The organism is Kribbella sp. NPDC051137, from assembly GCF_040682535.1.
GTDB lineage: Bacteria > Actinomycetota > Actinomycetes > Propionibacteriales > Kribbellaceae > Kribbella > Kribbella karoonensis.
On sequence record NZ_JBFBBI010000002.1, the window covers coordinates 25,048 to 42,850 of the forward strand.

The window sequence follows — 17,803 nt, forward strand, 5'->3', positions numbered from 1 at the left end:
TGCCGCAGCCTCGCGGAGGGCGGAAGTTTCGGTCGTCGTTTCACTGGTTGACTGGGTGACCGGAGAGCGGTCACGCTGCGGGGAATCGATTTCCGTGAGGTGGCTGATGGAGCTGAGGCGGCGGACTGTGGTGCTGGGCGGACTAGGGCTGGCAGCTACTGGACTGATCGGATTACCGGCCGAGGCCGAGGCCGCGGCCTTGGCCTGGGTAGGGGCGGGGCCGTTGCGGCACGTGTACGACCCGACGCCGGACGGGCCGCCTTACGAGTACCTGAACGACCACTGCGTGATCCAGGGAGCCGACGGGACCTGGCACCTGTACGGGATCATCGGCGACTCCGCACCGCCCGGCAGCTTCCCCGACGGCGCGAAGGAGATCCACTTCGCACACGCGACCGCCCCGGCGCTGGACGGACCGTGGACGACGCAGCCATACGTACTGACGGTCGATCCGAACTACTACGGCGAAGAACACCTGTGGGCGCCGCACGTGATCGAGAGCGGCGGTACCTACTACATGTACTACGCCGCCGGCGGAAGCGGCTGTGCTATCAACCTGGCAACGTCCACGGACCTGTTCACCTGGACGCGGATCCCGCAAGGCCCGGTGTTCCGCGGCCTGGTCGCACGGGACCCGTACGTCACCCGCATCGGTGACCAGTGGGTCATGTACTACTGCGAGCTGAAGGACTGGCAGTCGAACCACATCGTCGCGGCCCGTACCAGCACCGACCTGATCCACTGGAGTGCTCCACGGACCGTCTTCACAGACCCGAGCACCGACGCGAACGCCTCAGTCACCGAATCGCCGGTCGTGGTCGCGCGCGACGGCACCTATTACCTGTTCATCGGCCCGCGCTTCGGGTACGTCGGTACGGACGTCTTCCGCAGCACCGACCCGTTCAACTTCCAGTTGTCCAACTACGCCGGCCACGTGCCCGCGCATGCCATTGAGGTCGTGGGCGACCACGTGACCGCGGCAGGCTCGTTCCAGCACGGTATCTACCTGGCCGATCTGCAATGGCGCAGTACGCCGCCGGTCTGGCACAGTCCGGACAACCCGGCCGCCGGTCTGAACCCGCAGGGCGCCATCGAACTGTTTGCCCTCGACAACAACCATCGGATCGTGCGACGGGTGCTGCCGGGGGACTGGGAGCTGTTCAGCGACGAGGTGACCACCGTCCCGACCGTGGGCCGCAATACGGACGGCAGGCTCGAGCTCTTCACGGTCGCCAAGGACCAGGGCCTCATTCACCGCGTCCAACGGGCAGACGGGACCTGGGCCGACTGGGAGGTGTTCGGAGGCGCTGCTGGCGCCGCACCGGCCGTGTCACGCAATGCTGATGGTCGCCTGGAGGTATTCGCGCTCGGGCCGGCCGGCGCGTACATCACGCACCGCTGGCAGACCGGAGGCGGCTCAACGACCTGGAGCGACTGGGAGAGCTTCGGTGGCGCGGCTGGAGCACCACCTGTCGTCGGTGTGAACGCAGACGGACGCATGGAGGTCTTCGCACTGGGCCCCGGTGGCGCATACGTCGCACACCGCTGGCAGAACGCTCCGAACAGCGGCTGGAGCTCCTGGGACACGTCCTTCGGTGGACCGGCTGCTGCGCTCAGTACGGTCAACCGCGACGGACGTGGGCTGCTCAACGTGTTCGCACTCGCTCCGGTGAGTACCGGCGTACACAGGAGAGTGCAGGCCGCGCCGAGTGGTGGCTGGGCCGGCTGGCAGCAGGCGGACTCGTGGGCCGACGCATCCGCGCGTACTGCGGTCAACGCAGACGGGCGGCTGGAGATGTTCTGTATCCCGCCTGGTGGCGCACAGATCACACACCGCTGGCAGACGACACCTACCAGCGGTACGTGGAGCAACAGCGAAGTCTTCGACACACAGCCGGTCGCAGCCAGCCCTACGGTGATCGTGGACGCGAGCGGGCGTCAGCACGTGTTCGCCGTGTCACCGGACGGTGTGCTGCGGGAGCGTGTCCAGGTAGCCCCGAGCAGTGGATGGGGCTCCTGGCAGACGTTGCCAGGCGCGCCCATCCTGCCGCTTCCGACAGGACACCCCTCCTGAGTGGTCACAGTTGCCAGGACGACGAAGGCCCGGGATGAAGACCTACCGGAGGACGGTTGCCAGCGCCTCGTAGCCGGGTAGCAGGTCGATGCCTTCGTGGCCCAGCAGCTGGATCGCGACGTGGTCCGCGCCGGCCTCCAGGTGCGCCTTCAGACCGGCCGCGACCTCGACCGCGGAGCCGTGCAGCACCATCGCGTCGACGAGGTTGTCGCTGCCCCCGTTCGCGAAGTCGTCGTCGGAGAACCCGAGCCGCTTGAAGTTGGTCGTGTAGTTGCTCAGCTGCAGGTACCGCTCCAGCCAGTCGCGGCCCGTCGCGCGGGCGATCTCCGGATCGGTCTCCAGGACGATCGCCTGCCCCGGCGCGAGCAGCACCCCGCCGCCGAGGATCCGCCGGGCCTCCCGGGTGTGCTCCGGCGTGACCAGGTAGGGGAGCGCGCCGGCCGTCCGCGCGCCGGACAGTTGCAGCACCTTCGGGCCGAGCGCCGCCAGCGCCCGCCGGTCCTCCGGCACCTTCGCGTCGTCGAGTTCGTCCAGGTAGCCGACGATCGTCCGGTAGGGCGACTTGTACTCGCCGGTCGCCTCCCGGTGCCCGATCCCGACGCCGAGCAGGAACCGTCCGGGGTGCTCGTCCTCCAGCCGGTGGTACGACGCCGCGACCTCGGCCGCCGGCGACTTCCACATGTTGACGATGCTGGTGCCGACGGCAACCGAAGACGTTGCGGCCAGCAACACCTCGGCGTCGCGGAGGCCGGCCTCCGGCGAGCCGCCCAGCCAGAGCGTGCCGTACCCGGCGCGCTCGAGCCCGGCCGCCAGTTCCGGGCCGTAGTGCTGCCCCGCGTGCCAGATCCCGTAGCGTCCCAGTTCCATCGCCACTCCCTGCTCCTCTCGTCGGGCCGTCCTCCGCAAGCATCCCTGACCACTACGAATAGCCGTCAATGATGGTTGCCGCGTCAGCCGCAGTACCATCAGACCATCCGGTCGAGTGGTATGACCTCGGGAGGCATACACTCGGCAGCGACCTGGCAGCGTCCCCTCAACCGCCGGGCCGCGGACACAACGATGTGGGCCGCACACCTGGACGGGAAAGAAGGGCGTGTTGTGAAGGTCGGAGTTCCCAAGGAAGTCAAGAACCACGAGTACCGGGTGGCGATCACCCCCTCCGGCGTGCACGAGTTCGTGCGCAACGGGCACGAGGTTCTGATCGAGCAGGGGGCAGGCACCGGTTCACTGATCCCGGACGACGAGTACGTCGCCGCCGGGGCGCGGATCGTGGCGGAAGCGGACGACGTGTGGGCCGACGCGGAGCTGGTGCTCAAGGTGAAGGAGCCGGTGGCGGAGGAGTACCACCGGATGCGCAAGGACCAGGTGCTGTTCACGTACCTGCACCTCGCCGCCAGCCAGGACTGCACCGAGGCACTGCTCAAGTCGGGCATCACCGGCATCGCGTACGAGACCGTGCAGCTGCCGGACGGCACGCTGCCGCTGCTGGCACCGATGAGCGAGGTGGCCGGGCGGCTCGCGCCGCAGTCCGGTGCGTACCACCTGATGGCGCGGGGTGGCGGTCGCGGCGTACTGCTCGGCGGCGTGTCCGGCGTACACCCGGCGCGGGTGGTGATCCTGGGTGCCGGTGTCTCCGGGATGAACGCGGCCGCGATCGCGCTCGGTATGCAGGCGCAGGTGCAGCTGTTCGACCGGAACATCGCCCGGCTCCGCCAGGCCGACCAGATCTACCAGGGCCACCTGCTGACGATCGCCTCCAACGCGTACGAGATCGAGCGCGCGGTGCTGGAGGCCGACCTGGTGATCGGCGCGGTGCTGGTGGTCGGTGCGAAGGCGCCGAAGCTGGTCACCAACGACATGGTCAGCCGGATGAAGCCGGGCAGCGTGCTGGTGGACATCGCGATCGACCAGGGCGGCTGCTTCGAGGACTCCCGGCCGACCACGCACGCCGACCCGGTGTACAAGGTCCATGACTCGCTGTTCTACTGCGTCGCGAACATGCCCGGCGCGGTGCCGAACACGTCGACGTACGCGCTCACCAACGTGACGCTGCCGTACGCGATCGAGCTGGCGAACCTCGGCTGGCGCGAGGCCCTGAAGCAGGACCACAGCCTGGCGCTCGGGCTGAACACGTTCGACGGTCACGTGACGTACGGCCCGATCGCGGAGGCCCACGACCTGGCCCAGCTCAAACTGGACGAGGTGCTGGTCTGAGCATCACCAGAGCGGTTGGCGCCTACCTGGACCACCTCACGGTGGAACGCGGCCTCGCCGCCAACACTCTGGCGTCGTACCGGCGCGACCTGCGCCGGTACGGCGGCTACCTGGCGGCGGCGGGCATCGACGACCTCGGCGGGATCACCGAGGCCGTGGTCAGCGACTTCCTGATGCGGCTGCGGGAGGGCGACGCGGACCACCCGCCACTGACCGCTTCGAGCGCCGGACGGACCGTGGTGGCGGTTCGCGGGTTCCACAAGTTCTGCGTGCGCGAGGGACTGTCCGCAGTGGATCCTGCCGCGGCCGTGAAGCCCCCTGTGCCGCCGCAACGGCTGCCCAAGGCACTGTCTGTCGACGAGGTCACCCGGATCCTCACAGCGGCCGCCGGCGCCGAGGCCGAGCCCGCCGTTCTGGCCACTCGCGACGCGGCGTTGCTGGAGTTCCTGTACGGAACAGGCGCCCGCATCTCGGAGGCTGTCGGACTGGACGTCGACGACATCGACGTTGACGCCGGTGGGGTCCTGCTGCGCGGCAAGGGCGGCAAGGAGCGGGTAGTACCCATCGGTACGTACGCCCGCGAGGCCCTGTCGGCGTACCTGGTCCGTGGCCGTCCTGATCTGGTCACACGCGGCAGGGGGACGCCGGCCTTGTTCCTGAACGCCCGAGGCGGCCGCTTGTCCCGGCAGAGCGCCTGGACGGTACTACGTCGCGCTGCGCAACGTGCCGGCATCTCCAAGGAGATCTCGCCGCACACACTCCGCCACTCGTACGCAACGCACCTGCTGGACGGCGGCGCCGACGTACGCGTCGTCCAGGAGCTACTGGGTCATGCGTCCGTGACAACGACGCAGGTGTACACACTGGTCACCGTCGACAAGCTGCGCGAGGTCTACGCGACCTCGCATCCACGGGCCCTCTCCTCGTCGTAGACCCGGTCGCCGACGCCCGTGAACGGTGTGCGATCATCTGGTGACGGTTGGTGACTCGGGGAGGGTGATCGGCCGCGTTCGGAGCTTTGTCGACAAACAGCCCCACCCCGGTGCGGAGTGGCTGGTTGAGAGTGCTTGAATGCACGCTTACAGTCGCTGGGATCGCCCGTATCGGTTGAAAGGTTTGACGAGTCATGAACGAGTCGACATTCCCGGGCACCGAACACGTGATGGGCCACTACGCCGCCCCGGAGCCGGCCCAGCAGATCAGCACGCCCCTGAACCCTCAGGAGCAGCCCCAGCACAGCACGCCGGCCCGTCCGGCGCCCGTGCCGGCGCGAGCCCTGCCCGACAACTATGCGGAGATGCCGAAGCCGACGGCCAAGCTCACCGCGGAGGACCTTGCACCCGTGAAAGACCCGAACGGCCCGCGCCACACGATCGGGCCGACCGGCCGGCCGCTGCCGGACCTGCCGGAGCCGCAGCCCCCGACCAAGACCGGCCCGGCGCAGGTGATCGCGATGTGCAACCAGAAGGGCGGCGTCGGCAAGACCACCACCACGATCAACCTCGGCGCGGCGATCGCCGAGACCGGTCGCAAGGTGCTGCTGATCGACTTCGACCCGCAGGGGTCCGCCTCGATCGGTCTCGGCGTCCAGCCGCACGACCTCGAGCTGTCGGTCTACAACCTGCTGATGCAGCGCGACATCACCGCCGACGAGGTCATCCAGCCGACCAACGTGCCGAACCTCGACCTGCTGCCGGCCAACATCGACCTGTCCGCGGCCGAGGTGCAGCTGGTCCAGGAGGTCGCCCGCGAGTACACGCTGCAGCGCGTCCTGGACCCGATCATCCCGCTGTACGACGTGATCCTGATCGACTGCGCCCCGTCGCTCGGGCTGCTCACCGTGAACGCGCTGACCGCGTCGAACGGCATCGTCGTACCGCTCGAGTGCGAGTTCTTCGCGCTCCGCGGGCTGGCCATGCTGACCGACACGATCGCCAAGGTCCAGGACCGGCTGAACCCGAAGCTCGAGATCGTCGGGATCCTCGGCACCATGTTCGACGGGCGTACGACGCACGCCCGGGAGGTCCTCGACCGGGTGGTCCAGGCCTTCGACGAACGCGTCTTCCACACAGTCATCCGGCGTACCGTCAAGTTCCCCGAGACCACGGTCGTCGGCGAGCCGATCACGACGTACGCCCCGTCATCGAGCGCGGCCACGCAGTACCGCGATCTCGCCAAGGAGGTGCTGGCGCGTTGTCCCGCCGGGTGAGCCTGCCAGGTGCCAGCGAACTCTTCGGGGGTGCGGCACCGCAGCAGACCAGACCCGAGAAGCGCACCACCACTTCCGATGGGCCCGGCACCGTCCGGGCCCGGACGACGGTCGTCGACGACCGCAAGTCGAGTGGTCGGATCCGGCACGACACGAAGATCACCGTGTACGTGACGGAGGAGGAGCTGCTCGGCCTGGAACAGACCAGACTCGCGCTGCGCGCGGAGCACGGCCTGACGGCCGACCGGGGCCGGATCGTCCGGGAGGCGATCGACGTCCTGCTCGCCGACTTCGTCGACCACGGACCGGACTCGGTGCTGGTACGGCGGTTGAAGGCCTCGGAGTGACCGTGTCCGCCACGGACCCGCCGGACCTGGAACCCGAGGCGACAGTTGCCGAGGGCAAGGGTTTCAGCGTTCACCTGGTGAACTTCGAAGGACCGTTCGACCTGCTGTTGCAGCTGATCTCGAAGCACAAGCTGGACATCACCGAGATCGCGCTGTCGGTGATCACCGACGACTTCATCGCGCACATCAAGGCGCTGGGGTCGGAGTGGGACCTCGACCAGACGTCGGAGTTCCTGCTGATCGCGGCGACGCTGCTCGACCTGAAGGCGGCCCGGCTGCTGCCCAAGGGCGAGGTCGAGGACGACGAGGACCTGGCGCTGCTGGAGGCGCGGGACCTGCTGTTCGCGCGGCTGCTGCAGTACCGGGCGTTCAAGCAGATCGCGGCGCTGATGCAGGAGCGGATGGCGCTCGAGGCGCGGCGGTTCCCGCGGGCGGTCGGGGTGGAGCCGCGGTTCGCGGAACTGCTGCCCGAGGTACTGCTCGGGATCGATCCCGCCGGGCTGGCCGCGCTGGCGGCACGGGCGCTGGCGCCGAAGGACGACGTACCGCCCGGGGTCTCGCTGGCGCACCTGCACGCGCCGGCGGTCACCGTGCGGGAGCAGGCGATCGTGATCGTCGACCGGCTGCGGCGGCAGCGGAGCGCGACGTTCCGCTCGCTGGTGGCGGATTCGCCGGACACGGTGACGACTGTCTGCCGGTTCCTGGCGTTGCTGGAGCTGTTCCGTGAGGCGGCGGTGTCGTTCGACCAGGTGACACCGTTGGGTGAACTGACGATCCGGTGGACGGGCACCGACGAGGGCGAGATCGACGTCAGCGACGAGTTCGACGAAGAACACAAACCCGAGGACGAGTCCGGCGAGGCCCCCCGCGTCGACGACGACACCACCTTCCTCGAGCCCGGCGCCAGCGCCACCGACGAATCCGACGTCCCCCCGCCCCCCACACCCGACGAGACGGCAAACCAGTGACCGACGACACCAGCCCCGAGGAAACCCCCACGAACGCCGCTCCCACCGACGACGCGGCCGCGGCCGGGTCCACCGGGGTCGGGGACGATTTTGCTCCCGATTCGGCAGACAATCCTCCCCAGACCACCACGGCGACGTCGGAGGACACGACCGCCGAGGGTGCGGTAGCGGAGGCCGGAGGCGGCGTACCCGGGGACGACCAGGATCATCTGCCGGCGGGGCAGACTGCCCTGCCGGTGGGGGATGAGGTTGTCGTCGACGACGAGACGATGCGGCGGGCGCTCGAAGCGATCCTGATGGTGACGGACGAGCCGTTGCCGGTGCTCACGTTGGCGCGGGCGGTGGGGCGGCCTACCGGGGACATTGCGGCAGCGCTCGCGGGGCTGGCGGCGGAGTACACCGAGCAGGGTCGCGGGTTCGACCTGCGGGAGGTCGGCGGCGGGTGGCGGTACTACACGCGCCCGGACGCCGCGCAGTACGTCGAACGCTTCGTGCTCGACGGGCAGCAGTCGCGGATCACCCAGGCGGCGCTGGAAACGCTCGCTGTGGTCGCGTACAAGCAGCCGGTCAGCCGGGCGCGTGTCTCCGCGATCCGCGGGGTGAACGTCGACGGCGTGATGCGTACGCTCGTCGCCCGCGGGCTGGTGGAGGAGGCGGGCGCGGACACGGAGTCCCAGGCGACGCTGTACCGCACCACGACGTACTTCCTGGAACGCATGGGCATGCAGTCCCTGGACGACCTCCCGGAGCTGGCGCCGTACCTCCCCGAGATGGACGACATCGAGGAGGAGCTGGCTGCCCAGACCCTCCCACCCACCACCTCCCCGGACGCGGACGCCGCACCAGCGGACTCGGACGACCAGCCCGCCACCGAACACCCCCACCCGACAGACGAGCTGCCGGCGGACAACGACCTCGACCCGGGTACGCCGCACCCCGCGACCTCCGCCGATCCCACCACCCCCGACGAAGCCCTCGCACACGAGCCCCACACCCACCGCCAGCCGACGGACGAACCGACCGACGAGCCCGCGGACGGGCCGGCCGACGAGCCTGCGGACGGGCCGGCCGAGCCCGTGGATGGGCCGGGCGACGAGCCTGCGGATCGTGCTCAGATCGAGCACGCGTCGGCGGGCGAGGCGAGCGACGAGCCCGCGGACCACGCGTCGACGAACGGGCCCGCGGATGGTGGGCAGGCGGAGCACGCGTCGACGGACGAATCGGGCGACGAGCTCGCGGACGGTGGGCAGGCCGAGTACGGGTTGGCGGACGAGCCGGCAGATGCCGGGCAGGCCGACCGGGCGTCGGTGGAAGGGGCGGGTGGCGAGTCTGCGGATGGTGGGCAGACGGAGCACGCGTCGGTGGACGAGTCGGGCGACGAGCCCGCGGACCACGCGTCGACGAACGGGCCCGCGGATGGTGGGCAGGCCGACCGGCCGTTGGTAGATGAGGCGGCTGACAAGCCCGCGGATGGTGAGCAGATTGAGCACGCGTCGGCGGGCGTGGCGGGTGGCGAGTCTGCAGAGGGCGAGCTGGCCGAGCACGCGGCGGCGGACGGGCCGGCGGATGGTGGGCGGGCTGACCGGGCGTTGGCGGACGAGTCGGGTGATGAGCTCGGTGGGCGCGCGGCGGAGCAGGTTGTGGAGGACGGTGGGGCGGCCCCGGTGGGTGTCGGTGAAGGTGGTGCGGCTGGCGGCGACGCCGTACGTGAGGAGTCGGGTGGTGACGCCGTGCGTGAGGAGTTGGGTGGTGATGCCGTGCGTGAGGAGGCGGGCGGTCGGGGCGTAGGCGGTGCCGATGCCGGCGCGGCTGGGGATGGGGTGCGGTATGGGGGATGAGGCCGGGGTTCGGTTGCAGAAGGTTCTGGCTCGGGCGGGGGTGGCTTCGCGGCGGAACGCGGAGTTGATGATCGAGGAGGGGCGGGTCGAGGTCGACGGGCGGGTGGTGACCGAGTTCGGGGTGCGGGTGGATCCGGAGACCGCGGTGATCCGGGTGGACGGGGAGCGGATTCCGCCGGTCAGCGCGAACGTGTACCTGGTGCTGAACAAACCCCGCGGCGTCGTCACCACGATGTCCGACCCGCAGGGCCGGCCGTGTATCACCGACTTCGTGCAGGACCGGCCGGAGCGGTTGTTCCACATCGGGCGGCTGGACACCGACACGGAGGGTTTGCTGCTGCTCACCAACCACGGTGAGTTCGCGCACCGCCTCGCGCATCCGTCGTACGAGGTCTCGAAGACGTACGTCGCCGAAGTGGACGGCAACGTCAAACCGGCGGTACTGCGCAGACTCCTGGACGGCGTCGACCTCGAGGACGGACCGGCCCGCGCCGACACGGTGAAGATCGTCTCCACTGTCCCCGGCCGGACCCTCATCGAGCTGAGCCTGCACGAAGGGCGGAACCGGATCGTACGACGGATGTTCGACGCCGTCGGCCACCCGGTGAAGCGGCTGACCCGCACCGCGATCGGACCGGTCCGCCGCGGCAACCTGCACACCGGCGAGCTCCGCGAGCTCGATCCCAAGGAGCTCGGGCAACTGCTCGATCTCGTCGAGCTGTAGCTGCCTGGCGAACCATCAGCTACACCTGCAGATCCGCCTCCTCCGGCAGGACGACCTGGTTGACCATGTCGGTGATCCGTTCCGCCGGCAGGGCGACGGCGATCGCCCAGTAGTAGATGATCAGGCTGAAGACCGCCACCGCGCCGATGTCCCACCAGAGCGGGAACCACGGGTGCTTGAGTGGCCCGAAGTCGCTCAGGTACACGATCAGCCCCATCCCGATCAGGTACACGGGCAGCCACTGCGCGGCTTTCAGGTCGAGCTGCGGCGTGATCGGGTTCATCTTGAACACCCGGTTGGCGACCAGGATCACGTACCCGATCAGGATCGCGACGCCGAGCTTCCAGTCGGTGTCCCAGCCGGACCACAGGATCAGCAGGTTCGCGACGATGAACGCCAGCGGCGACAACCACACCGCCCCCGGCAGCCGGTACGGGCGGTTCTCGTTGGGGAGCCGGCGGCGGAACACGCCGAGCGAGAGCGGCGCCCCGGCGTACATCAGCACGCTGGCGCTGGTGATCAGCCCGACCAGCGACCGCCAGCTCGGGAACGGCAGGAAGCAGATGCACCCGATCACGAACGCGGTGATCAGGCCCACCCACGGTACGCCGCGCTCGTTGGTCTTCTCGAACACCGACGGCACGTACCCGTTGCGGCTCAGCCCGTACGAGACCCGCGAGCTGCCGGTGATGTAGATCAGGCCGGTACCGCCTGGCGAGACGATCGCGTCGATGTAGAGGATCGTGGCCAGCCAGCCGAGGCTGACCAGGGTGGCGACCTGCGCGAACGGACCGGTCAGCGTGTTGAACGCCGCACTCGCCCAGGTGCCCTGGACCTGCGACGCGGGCAGCGCGCCGAGGAACACGACCTGCAGAGCGATGTAGATCAGCGCACCGATCACGATCGAGCCGATCACCGCACGCGGGATGTCGCGCCGCGGGTTGCTGCTCTCGCCGGCCAGTTGGTCGGCCTGTTCGAAGCCGAGCATCGCGAAGATGATGCCGCTGGTCGAGACCGCGGACAGGATGCCCTTCGCGCCGCCCGGGTTGAACCCGTCGGCGGCGGTGAAGTTGCTGCCGTGGAACTGCGCGATCGCCAGCACGAAGATGGTCAGCAGCGGGATACCGACCTTCCACCAGGTCGCGACGCTGTTGGTGCGCGCCAGCAGCCTGATGCTGAGGAAGTTGATCGCGGTGATCACGGCCATGATGACGACCGCGGCCACGATCCCGGGTCCGGTCAGGATGTGCTGACCGCCACTGGTCCGCTCCCAGCCCTTCGCGAACGAGTAGTGGGTGCCGTAGGTGATCATCGCGAGCACCTCGATCGGTGCCACGGTGGCCGCCTGCAGCCAGGAGAACCAGCCGAACGACGCCCCGGCCGCGCCGCCGAAGGCGTAGTGCGGGAACCGCGCCGTCCCGCCGGAGACCGGGTACATGCCGCCGAGTTCGGCGTGTGTCAGCGCCAGGATGAGGATCGCGACACCGCCGATCACCCACGAGATGATCGCCGCGGGGCCGGCCGTCGCCAGTGCACCCTGCGCGCCGAACAGCCAGCCGGAACCGATGATCGATCCCTCGGACGCCCAGATCAGGCCGACGAAACCGATGTCCCGTCGTAGTCCGGGCCGGTTCCGCTCCGTCGAGGGATGTGCAATGGAAGTGGCCATACCCGCACCATCGCTCCGGTGCGCGGGCGGTGCATTAACGCTGCCTGGAGATCGACCCCCCTGCTAGCAGGTACGGCGGTGTTCCGGCCTGCACCGAGGACGTGACGGCGTACCGGACCGCATGCTGGCGGGGAGAGAACCTGCGGCGATCACGAAGGACGCACGATGCGAACATCATCCAGAGCTGTCGCACTGACCGGGACCACCGCGGTACTCCTGGCCGGTCTCGTTGCTTGTGGCAACAACAACAACTCGTCGTCGGGCGGCGGCACGTCGGCGCCGCCGGCGAACGCCAAGGTCGGCGTGCTGCTCCCGGACACCGCGACCTCGCCCCGCTGGGTGTCGGCGGACCCGAACGAGCTGCGCAAGCAGTGCACCGACAACAAGCTGACCTGCTACATCGACAACGCCAACGGCAGCGCGACGAACATGGAGTCGCAGGCCCAGGCACTGATCAACAAGGGCGTCGGCGTCCTGCTGGTGACGAACCTGGACTCCGGGTCCGGCAAGGCGATCGAGTCGCTGGCCAAGCAGCACAACGTGGTGACGATCGACTATGACCGGCTGACAGCCGGCGGCAGCGCCGAGTACTACGTCTCGTTCGACGGCGTGAAGGTCGGCCAGGAACAGGGCACGGCGCTGACCGCCTGTCCGCAGGTCGCGGGCAAGAGCGCGGTCGGGTACGTCGAGATCGACGGCGCGCCGACCGACAACAACGCGACGCTGTTCGCGGAGGGCTACAACTCGGTGCTGTCCAAGCAGAAGGGCTGGACGAAGCTCGGCGACCAGACCGGCAACTGGGACCCGGCGACCGCGCAGGCGGTGTTCACCACGATGCTCGGCAAGAATCCGAACCTGAGCGCGGTGATGGTCGCCAACGACACCATGGCGCAGTCGGTGATCAACGTGCTGAAGTCGCAGAACCTGTCCGGCAAGGTGGCGGTCTCCGGTCAGGACGCGACCGCGGGCGGCCTGGACAACGTGATGGCAGGCACGCAGTGCTTCACGATCTACAAGCCGGTCGCCGGTGAGGCGGACGTGGCGATCAAGCTGGCGGGGCAGATCCTGTCCGGCCAGAAGCCGACCGCGCCGGCCACGATCAAGGATCCGGCGAGCGGCCGTCAGGTCCCGTCGTACCTGGCGACGCCGACGATCATCACGAAGAAGAACGTCGCGCTGCCGGTGACGGACGGATACGTGCCCGCGAAGTCGGTCTGCCCGACGCCCGCGCTGGTGAAGCTGTGCGGCGAGAACGGGATCCACATCCCGTGAGGACTCTTGAACTGCACGGCATCGGCAAGTCGTTCGGGCCGGTGCGGGCGCTGACGGCGGTGGACTTCGGCGCCGAGGCCGGCGAGGTGACCGCGCTGGTCGGGGACAACGGCGCGGGCAAGTCGACGCTGGTGAAGTGCATCGGCGGTATCTACCGGATCGACGAGGGCGAGATCCTGGTCGACGGTACGGCGCAGCAGTTGCACGAGCCGCGGGACGCCGCGCACCTGGGGATCGAGATCGTGCACCAGGACCTGGCGCTCTGCGACAACCTCGATGTCGTCGGCAACATGTTCCTCGGCCGTGAGCGGATCAGCCGGCTGCACACGCTGGACGAGAACTCGATGGAGCAGCTGGCCGCCCAGACGCTGGCGTCGCTGTCGGTCCGGACGGTGCGTTCGGTCCGGCAGAAGGTGGCCAGCCTGTCCGGCGGCCAGCGGCAGACGGTCGCGATCGCGAAGTCGGTGCTGTGGAGTTCCAAGATCGTGATCCTGGACGAGCCGACCGCGGCCCTCGGCGTCGCGCAGACCGAGCAGGTGCTGGAGCTGGTCCGGCGGCTCGCCGACCGCGGCGTGGCGGTCGTCCTGGTGTCGCACAACATGAACGACGTGATGCAGGTGGCGGATTCGATCGCGGTGCTGTTCCTGGGCCGGATGGCGACCCAGGTACGGCGTTCCGACGTGACGCAGACGCAGGTCGTCGAGCTGATCACGTCCGGCCGATCGGGAGACCTGGGACTGGCGGGAGCCGTATGAACACGGTGGTTGCCGACACACAACGGCACGGCAAGGCGCCCCGGCATCGTGAGGTCGCCGCGCTGAGTTCCTACCTGCGCGACTACCTCGCCCGGCTGCGCGGCGGTGAGCTGGGTTCCGCGCCGGCGATCGTCGGGCTGATCGTGATCACGGCGTTCTTCGCGATCGTCCACCAGGGCTTCCTGAGCGCGTACAACCTGGAGGCGCTGGTGATCCAGGCGGCGCCGATCATCGTGATGGCGATGGGCCTGGTGTTCGTGCTGCTGCTCGGCGAGATCGACCTGTCGGCCGGGACCACCGGCGGGCTGTGCTCGGCGATCACCGCGGTGCTGATGCTGCGGCACGGCTGGTACTGGTGGCTGGCGATCCTGGCCGGGCTCGCGGTCGGGCTGCTGATCGGGTTCGTGATGGGCTGGTTGCGGGCCAGGGCGGGGATCCCGTCGTTCGTGATCACGCTGGCGACGTTCCTGGCGTTCCAGGGCCTGACGCTGATCCTGATCGGCGGTCAGGGCTCGGTGACGCTGCCGGCCGGTACGCCGTTGATCTCGCTGGAGAACAGCTTCGTACCGCTGTGGCTGGGCTGGGTCCTGCTCGGCGTGTTCGTGCTCGGGTACGCCGCGGTGAAGCTGACCGATGCACAGTCGCGGCGGCACAACGGACTGCCCGCGACGCCGGTGGTGGTGATCGTCACGAAGGTGGTCGGGGTGGCCGTCCTCGGCGTCGCGTTCACCTACGAGATGGGCATCAACCGGAACCTGATCAGCAACGCGTTCTTCAGCAGCAAGGCGCAGGGCGAGCCGTGGGTCGTCGTACTGCTGGCGTTGCTGTTCGTGGTCTGGCACTTCACGCTCAGCCGGACGCGGTACGGGCGGCACGTGTACGCCGTCGGCGGCAACGAGGAGGCGTCCCGGCGCGGTGGCGTCGCGGTCTCCCGGATCCGGATCTCGGTGTTCGTGATCTGCTCCGGGATGGCGGCGGTCTCCGGCCTGGTCGCGGCGTCGCTGCTGCAATCCGTGCAGTCGAACGCGGGCGCCGGCAACACGCTGCTGCTGGCGGTCGGCGCCGCGGTGATCGGCGGTACGTCGTTGTTCGGCGGCCGCGGGCGGATGATCGACGCGGTCCTCGGCGGTCTCGTGGTGGCGGTGATCATCAACGGGATGAGCGACCTGATCCAGGGCTCGAACTCGTCCGGCTACGAGTGGGTCGTCACAGGCGCCGTACTGCTGCTGGCGGCCGGTTTCGACGCTGTCGTACGCCGTGGAAAGACAGCCTGATCAACCGTTGAGAAGGCGGCGGATCGCACCCGCGGACAGGCTGGTCTTGGCGACGAACCCGATCGCCGGGCTGGCCGCGATCAGCTCCGCGTAGTCCTGCTCGGCGTGGCTGGAGATCAGGATCATCGGCGCCGACTCGCCGGACGCGCGCAGCCGGGTGATCAGGTCGAACCCGCTTTCGCCGCCGAGGTCGATGTCGACCAGTACGACGTCCGGGCGGAGCCGGCCGATCAGTCCGGCGGCCTCGGCGGTCGTGGTCGCGGTACCGACGACCGCGACGCCCTCGCGGACCAGCAGGCGATGAGCCGCGTCCAGGAAGCGCCGGCTGTCGTCGACGATCACGCACCGCATGGCTACAGCATCGCAGCGCCGGACCGCGGTGGCATTCCTGCTGCCTGTACTACAGCGGCAGCGTGGCGGTGAGCGTAGTGCCTTTACCTGAAGGGCTTTCGACTGCGAGTGTGCCGTCGAGCGTCGCGATCCGGTCGGCGAGCCCGACCAGGCCGGAACCCTTCGCCGGGTCCGCACCGCCGCGGCCGTCGTCGCGGACCGAGAGCCGCAGCCGGTCGCGCTCGAGCCGTACGTCGACCACCGCGGCGGAGGCGTCCGCGTGCTTGGCGGCGTTGGTCAGCGCCTCGCAGACCACGTAGTACGCGGCGGCCTCGACCGGTTCGGGCAGCCGGGCCGGTACGTCGACCGTGACCTCGACCGGGAGCTTCGAACGGCGGGCGAGCATCCGGACGGCCGGCCCGATCCCGCCCTCGGTGAGGATCGCCGGATGGATGCCGCGGGCAATCTCCCGGAGCTCGTCCAGGGTCGCCGCCAAACCGTTGGCCACGCCATCGAGTTCGGCGGGCGCGCCGTCCGCCTGCAGGGCGCGGACGTCGAGGGCGAGCGAGACCAGCCGCTGCTGGATGCCGTCGTGCAGGTCGCGCTCGATCCGCCGCCGGGTCTCGTCCGCGGACCGCACGATCCGGGCCCGGGACGCCTCCAGGTCCGCGTTCGCCCGGCCGAGGGAGGCCGCCATCGTGTTGAAGGTCCGCTCCAGCGTGCGGATCTCCCCGACGCCGGTCTCCGGCACCCGTACGGCGAGGTCGCCCGCGGCCAGCCGGTTCGCCATCTCGGCGGTCACCCGGACCGGCCGGACGATGGCGCGGGTCAGGTACATCGTGAACCCGAGCACCAGGACGACCGAACCGAACAGGCCCTCGACCGCCGCCACGACCGCGCGGTCCGCGATCGTGTCCGTGCGCTGCTGCTGGGTTGCGGACAGCTGCTGCTCGGACGTGATCAGCGCGTCGAGCACCGACCGGATCGTGTTGACGCGTTGGGTGCCTTCGGCAATGGCCGTCGCGGTCCGGGCCGAGTCGGGGTCCTTCTGGGTGGCCTCGACCTGCGGGAGCGAGTAGTCCTGCAGGTACGACGTGATTCTCCGGTCTGCCTCCCGCACTCGCGCGACCTCGTCGGGGCTGCCTGCGACCAGCTGCAGCAGCGACTTGGTCTGTGCGGGCAGAGCCTCGGCGGCCTGCTCCCACGGCTGTAAGAACTTCTTCTGCCCGGTGATGACGAAGTCACGCTGCCCCGTGGCCAGGTCGGACACCAGCCGCTCTACCTGGTGCGCACTGGTCAGTACTGCGGACGTGTGCTGCGCCTGGTGCTCCGACGTACGCAGGCCTTGCACAGACACCAGCAGTACGACGAAGCCGGAGCCGACCAGCACCATCAGCAGTCCGCTGGCGATCACCACCCGTCCGGCAACGCCGGCGTGGCGGTTCATCAGCGACCGTCCAGGTACCTCAGGACGGCCAGGACACGGCGGTGGTCGTCTGTGGTCTCCGGGAGATCCAGCTTGGTCAGGATGCTGCGGACGTGCTTCTCCACGGTCCCTTCGGTGACCCAGAGCCGACGGGCCACCCCGGCGTTCGAACGGCCTTGTGCGACGAGCGCGAGCACCTCCCGCTCGCGCTCGCTCAGTACGCCCAGGGGATCGTTGCGGTGCTGCGCGTCGACCAGCTCCTGCACCAACGCCGGGTCGACGACGGACCCGCCACGGGCAACGCGGCGGAGGCTTTCGAGGAACTCGTCGACGTCGGTCACGCGGCTTTTCAGCAGATACCCCACACCGTGTCCAGCTGCCATCAGCTGCAGGGCGTGCTCGACCTCGACGTGTGCCGACAGCAGCACGACGGCGGTGTCCGGGCGTTCGCGGCGGATCACGTCCGCCGCGTCCAGCCCCTCGGTGAGGTGCTCCGGCGGCATGCGGATGTCCACGACGACCAGGTCCGGCCCGTGCCGACGTACCAGCTCCAGCAGCTCGGGACCGTCGCCCGCCGTACCGAGAACCGTGAACCCGGATCGCTCGAGCAGGCTGGCAAGTCCCTCGCGCAGCAGCACGTCGTCGTCCGCGATAGCCACTCGGGTCCGGGTCACGGTCTACCCCTTGGTTGCCTGGTGATTCC

The 17,803-nt window shown here is 69.3% G+C and carries 16 protein-coding genes; 11 read left to right on the forward strand and 5 right to left on the reverse strand.

Annotation, left to right across the window (positions count from 1 at the left end):
• The first annotated feature begins 106 nt into the window (after positions 1–106).
• A complete protein-coding gene (locus tag AB0M51_RS07585; RefSeq protein ID WP_363748552.1) occupies positions 107–2,074 on the forward strand; it encodes a family 43 glycosylhydrolase in 1,968 nt (655 codons plus the stop codon).
• Positions 2,075–2,116: 42 nt separating this feature from the next.
• Here AB0M51_RS07585 and AB0M51_RS07590 read toward each other — a convergent pair whose 3' ends face one another.
• Complete coding sequence (locus AB0M51_RS07590; RefSeq protein WP_344202072.1) at positions 2,117–2,941, reverse strand: LLM class F420-dependent oxidoreductase; 825 nt, start codon at positions 2,939–2,941, stop codon at positions 2,117–2,119.
• A 231-nt stretch (positions 2,942–3,172) separates the two neighbouring features.
• Between AB0M51_RS07590 and ald the strand changes: the two genes are divergently transcribed.
• The 7 genes from ald to AB0M51_RS07625 all read left to right on the forward strand — a co-directional run bounded on the left by ald (position 3,173) and on the right by AB0M51_RS07625 (position 10,374).
• The gene (gene ald / locus AB0M51_RS07595; protein ID WP_344202070.1) at positions 3,173–4,288 is read left to right on the forward strand and encodes an alanine dehydrogenase; all 1,116 of its coding nucleotides are present in this window, start codon (positions 3,173–3,175) and stop codon (positions 4,286–4,288) included.
• A complete protein-coding gene (gene xerD, locus AB0M51_RS07600) occupies positions 4,285–5,220 on the forward strand; it encodes a site-specific tyrosine recombinase XerD (protein ID WP_344202128.1) in 936 nt (311 codons plus the stop codon). Before ald ends, xerD begins: the two co-directional genes overlap by 4 nt.
• A gap of 194 nt (positions 5,221–5,414) precedes the next feature.
• Positions 5,415–6,497, forward strand: coding sequence for an AAA family ATPase (locus tag AB0M51_RS07605; RefSeq protein WP_344202067.1), 1,083 nt, complete (start codon positions 5,415–5,417; stop codon positions 6,495–6,497).
• Complete coding sequence (locus AB0M51_RS07610) at positions 6,482–6,844, forward strand: hypothetical protein (RefSeq protein WP_344202064.1); 363 nt, start codon at positions 6,482–6,484, stop codon at positions 6,842–6,844. The genes AB0M51_RS07605 and AB0M51_RS07610 overlap by 16 nt, the downstream gene beginning before the upstream one ends.
• A 2-nt stretch (positions 6,845–6,846) precedes the next feature.
• On the forward strand, positions 6,847–7,812 hold the full coding sequence (locus AB0M51_RS07615) for a segregation/condensation protein A (RefSeq protein ID WP_344202061.1): 966 nt from the start codon (positions 6,847–6,849) through the stop codon (positions 7,810–7,812).
• Entirely contained in the window at positions 7,809–9,650 is a 1,842-nt protein-coding gene (gene scpB, locus AB0M51_RS07620) for an SMC-Scp complex subunit ScpB (RefSeq protein WP_363748556.1), read from the forward strand. Before AB0M51_RS07615 ends, scpB begins: the two co-directional genes overlap by 4 nt.
• The gene (locus AB0M51_RS07625; RefSeq protein WP_344202056.1) at positions 9,640–10,374 is read left to right on the forward strand and encodes a pseudouridine synthase; all 735 of its coding nucleotides are present in this window, start codon (positions 9,640–9,642) and stop codon (positions 10,372–10,374) included. Before scpB ends, AB0M51_RS07625 begins: the two co-directional genes overlap by 11 nt.
• Positions 10,375–10,393: 19 nt before the next feature.
• Here the strand turns inward: AB0M51_RS07625 and AB0M51_RS07630 are convergent, their stop codons facing one another.
• The gene (locus AB0M51_RS07630) at positions 10,394–12,043 is read right to left on the reverse strand and encodes an APC family permease (RefSeq protein WP_344202054.1); all 1,650 of its coding nucleotides are present in this window, start codon (positions 12,041–12,043) and stop codon (positions 10,394–10,396) included.
• Positions 12,044–12,208: 165 nt separating this feature from the next.
• Here AB0M51_RS07630 and AB0M51_RS07635 point away from each other — a divergent pair, with 165 nt between their 5' ends.
• From AB0M51_RS07635 to AB0M51_RS07645, 3 genes are read left to right on the forward strand one after another with little or no spacing between them, the layout of a single operon-like run.
• The gene (locus tag AB0M51_RS07635; RefSeq protein ID WP_344202052.1) at positions 12,209–13,315 is read left to right on the forward strand and encodes a substrate-binding domain-containing protein; all 1,107 of its coding nucleotides are present in this window, start codon (positions 12,209–12,211) and stop codon (positions 13,313–13,315) included.
• The gene (locus tag AB0M51_RS07640) at positions 13,312–14,070 is read left to right on the forward strand and encodes an ATP-binding cassette domain-containing protein (RefSeq protein ID WP_344202049.1); all 759 of its coding nucleotides are present in this window, start codon (positions 13,312–13,314) and stop codon (positions 14,068–14,070) included. The genes AB0M51_RS07635 and AB0M51_RS07640 overlap by 4 nt, the downstream gene beginning before the upstream one ends.
• The gene (locus tag AB0M51_RS07645; protein WP_344202046.1) at positions 14,067–15,344 is read left to right on the forward strand and encodes an ABC transporter permease; all 1,278 of its coding nucleotides are present in this window, start codon (positions 14,067–14,069) and stop codon (positions 15,342–15,344) included. The genes AB0M51_RS07640 and AB0M51_RS07645 overlap by 4 nt, the downstream gene beginning before the upstream one ends.
• On the opposite strand, the gene AB0M51_RS07650 is transcribed toward AB0M51_RS07645, so the two are convergent.
• The 3 genes from AB0M51_RS07650 to AB0M51_RS07660 are packed head-to-tail and all read right to left on the reverse strand — an operon-like array spanning position 15,345 to position 17,774.
• Positions 15,345–15,695 (reverse strand): response regulator, encoded by a 351-nt coding sequence (locus AB0M51_RS07650; protein ID WP_344202044.1) that lies wholly within the window; start codon positions 15,693–15,695, stop codon positions 15,345–15,347.
• Positions 15,696–15,744: 49 nt separating this feature from the next.
• The gene (locus AB0M51_RS07655) at positions 15,745–17,121 is read right to left on the reverse strand and encodes a CHASE3 domain-containing protein (protein ID WP_344202042.1); all 1,377 of its coding nucleotides are present in this window, start codon (positions 17,119–17,121) and stop codon (positions 15,745–15,747) included.
• Positions 17,121–17,774 carry a response regulator transcription factor gene (locus AB0M51_RS07660; protein ID WP_344202039.1) on the reverse strand — a complete coding sequence of 218 codons (654 nt, stop codon included), beginning with the start codon at positions 17,772–17,774 and terminating at the stop codon, positions 17,121–17,123. Before AB0M51_RS07660 ends, AB0M51_RS07655 begins: the two co-directional genes overlap by 1 nt.
• Positions 17,775–17,803 lie beyond the last annotated feature (29 nt).

Bases quoted from the DNA above. Each gene is read 5' to 3' on its own strand.
- AB0M51_RS07625 (WP_344202056.1), top strand. From the start codon at position 9,640: ATGGGGGATGAGGCCGGGGTTCGGTTGCAGAAGGTTCTGGCTCGGGCG.
- AB0M51_RS07645 (WP_344202046.1), top strand. From the start codon at position 14,067: ATGAACACGGTGGTTGCCGACACACAACGGCACGGCAAGGCGCCCCGG.
- AB0M51_RS07655 (WP_344202042.1), bottom strand. From the start codon at position 17,121: ATGAACCGCCACGCCGGCGTTGCCGGACGGGTGGTGATCGCCAGCGGA.
- AB0M51_RS07635 (WP_344202052.1), top strand. From the start codon at position 12,209: ATGCGAACATCATCCAGAGCTGTCGCACTGACCGGGACCACCGCGGTA.
- AB0M51_RS07585 (WP_363748552.1), top strand. From the start codon at position 107: ATGGAGCTGAGGCGGCGGACTGTGGTGCTGGGCGGACTAGGGCTGGCA.
- AB0M51_RS07590 (WP_344202072.1), bottom strand. From the start codon at position 2,941: ATGGAACTGGGACGCTACGGGATCTGGCACGCGGGGCAGCACTACGGC.
- AB0M51_RS07605 (WP_344202067.1), top strand. From the start codon at position 5,415: ATGAACGAGTCGACATTCCCGGGCACCGAACACGTGATGGGCCACTAC.
- AB0M51_RS07630 (WP_344202054.1), bottom strand. From the start codon at position 12,043: ATGGCCACTTCCATTGCACATCCCTCGACGGAGCGGAACCGGCCCGGA.
- AB0M51_RS07650 (WP_344202044.1), bottom strand. From the start codon at position 15,695: ATGCGGTGCGTGATCGTCGACGACAGCCGGCGCTTCCTGGACGCGGCT.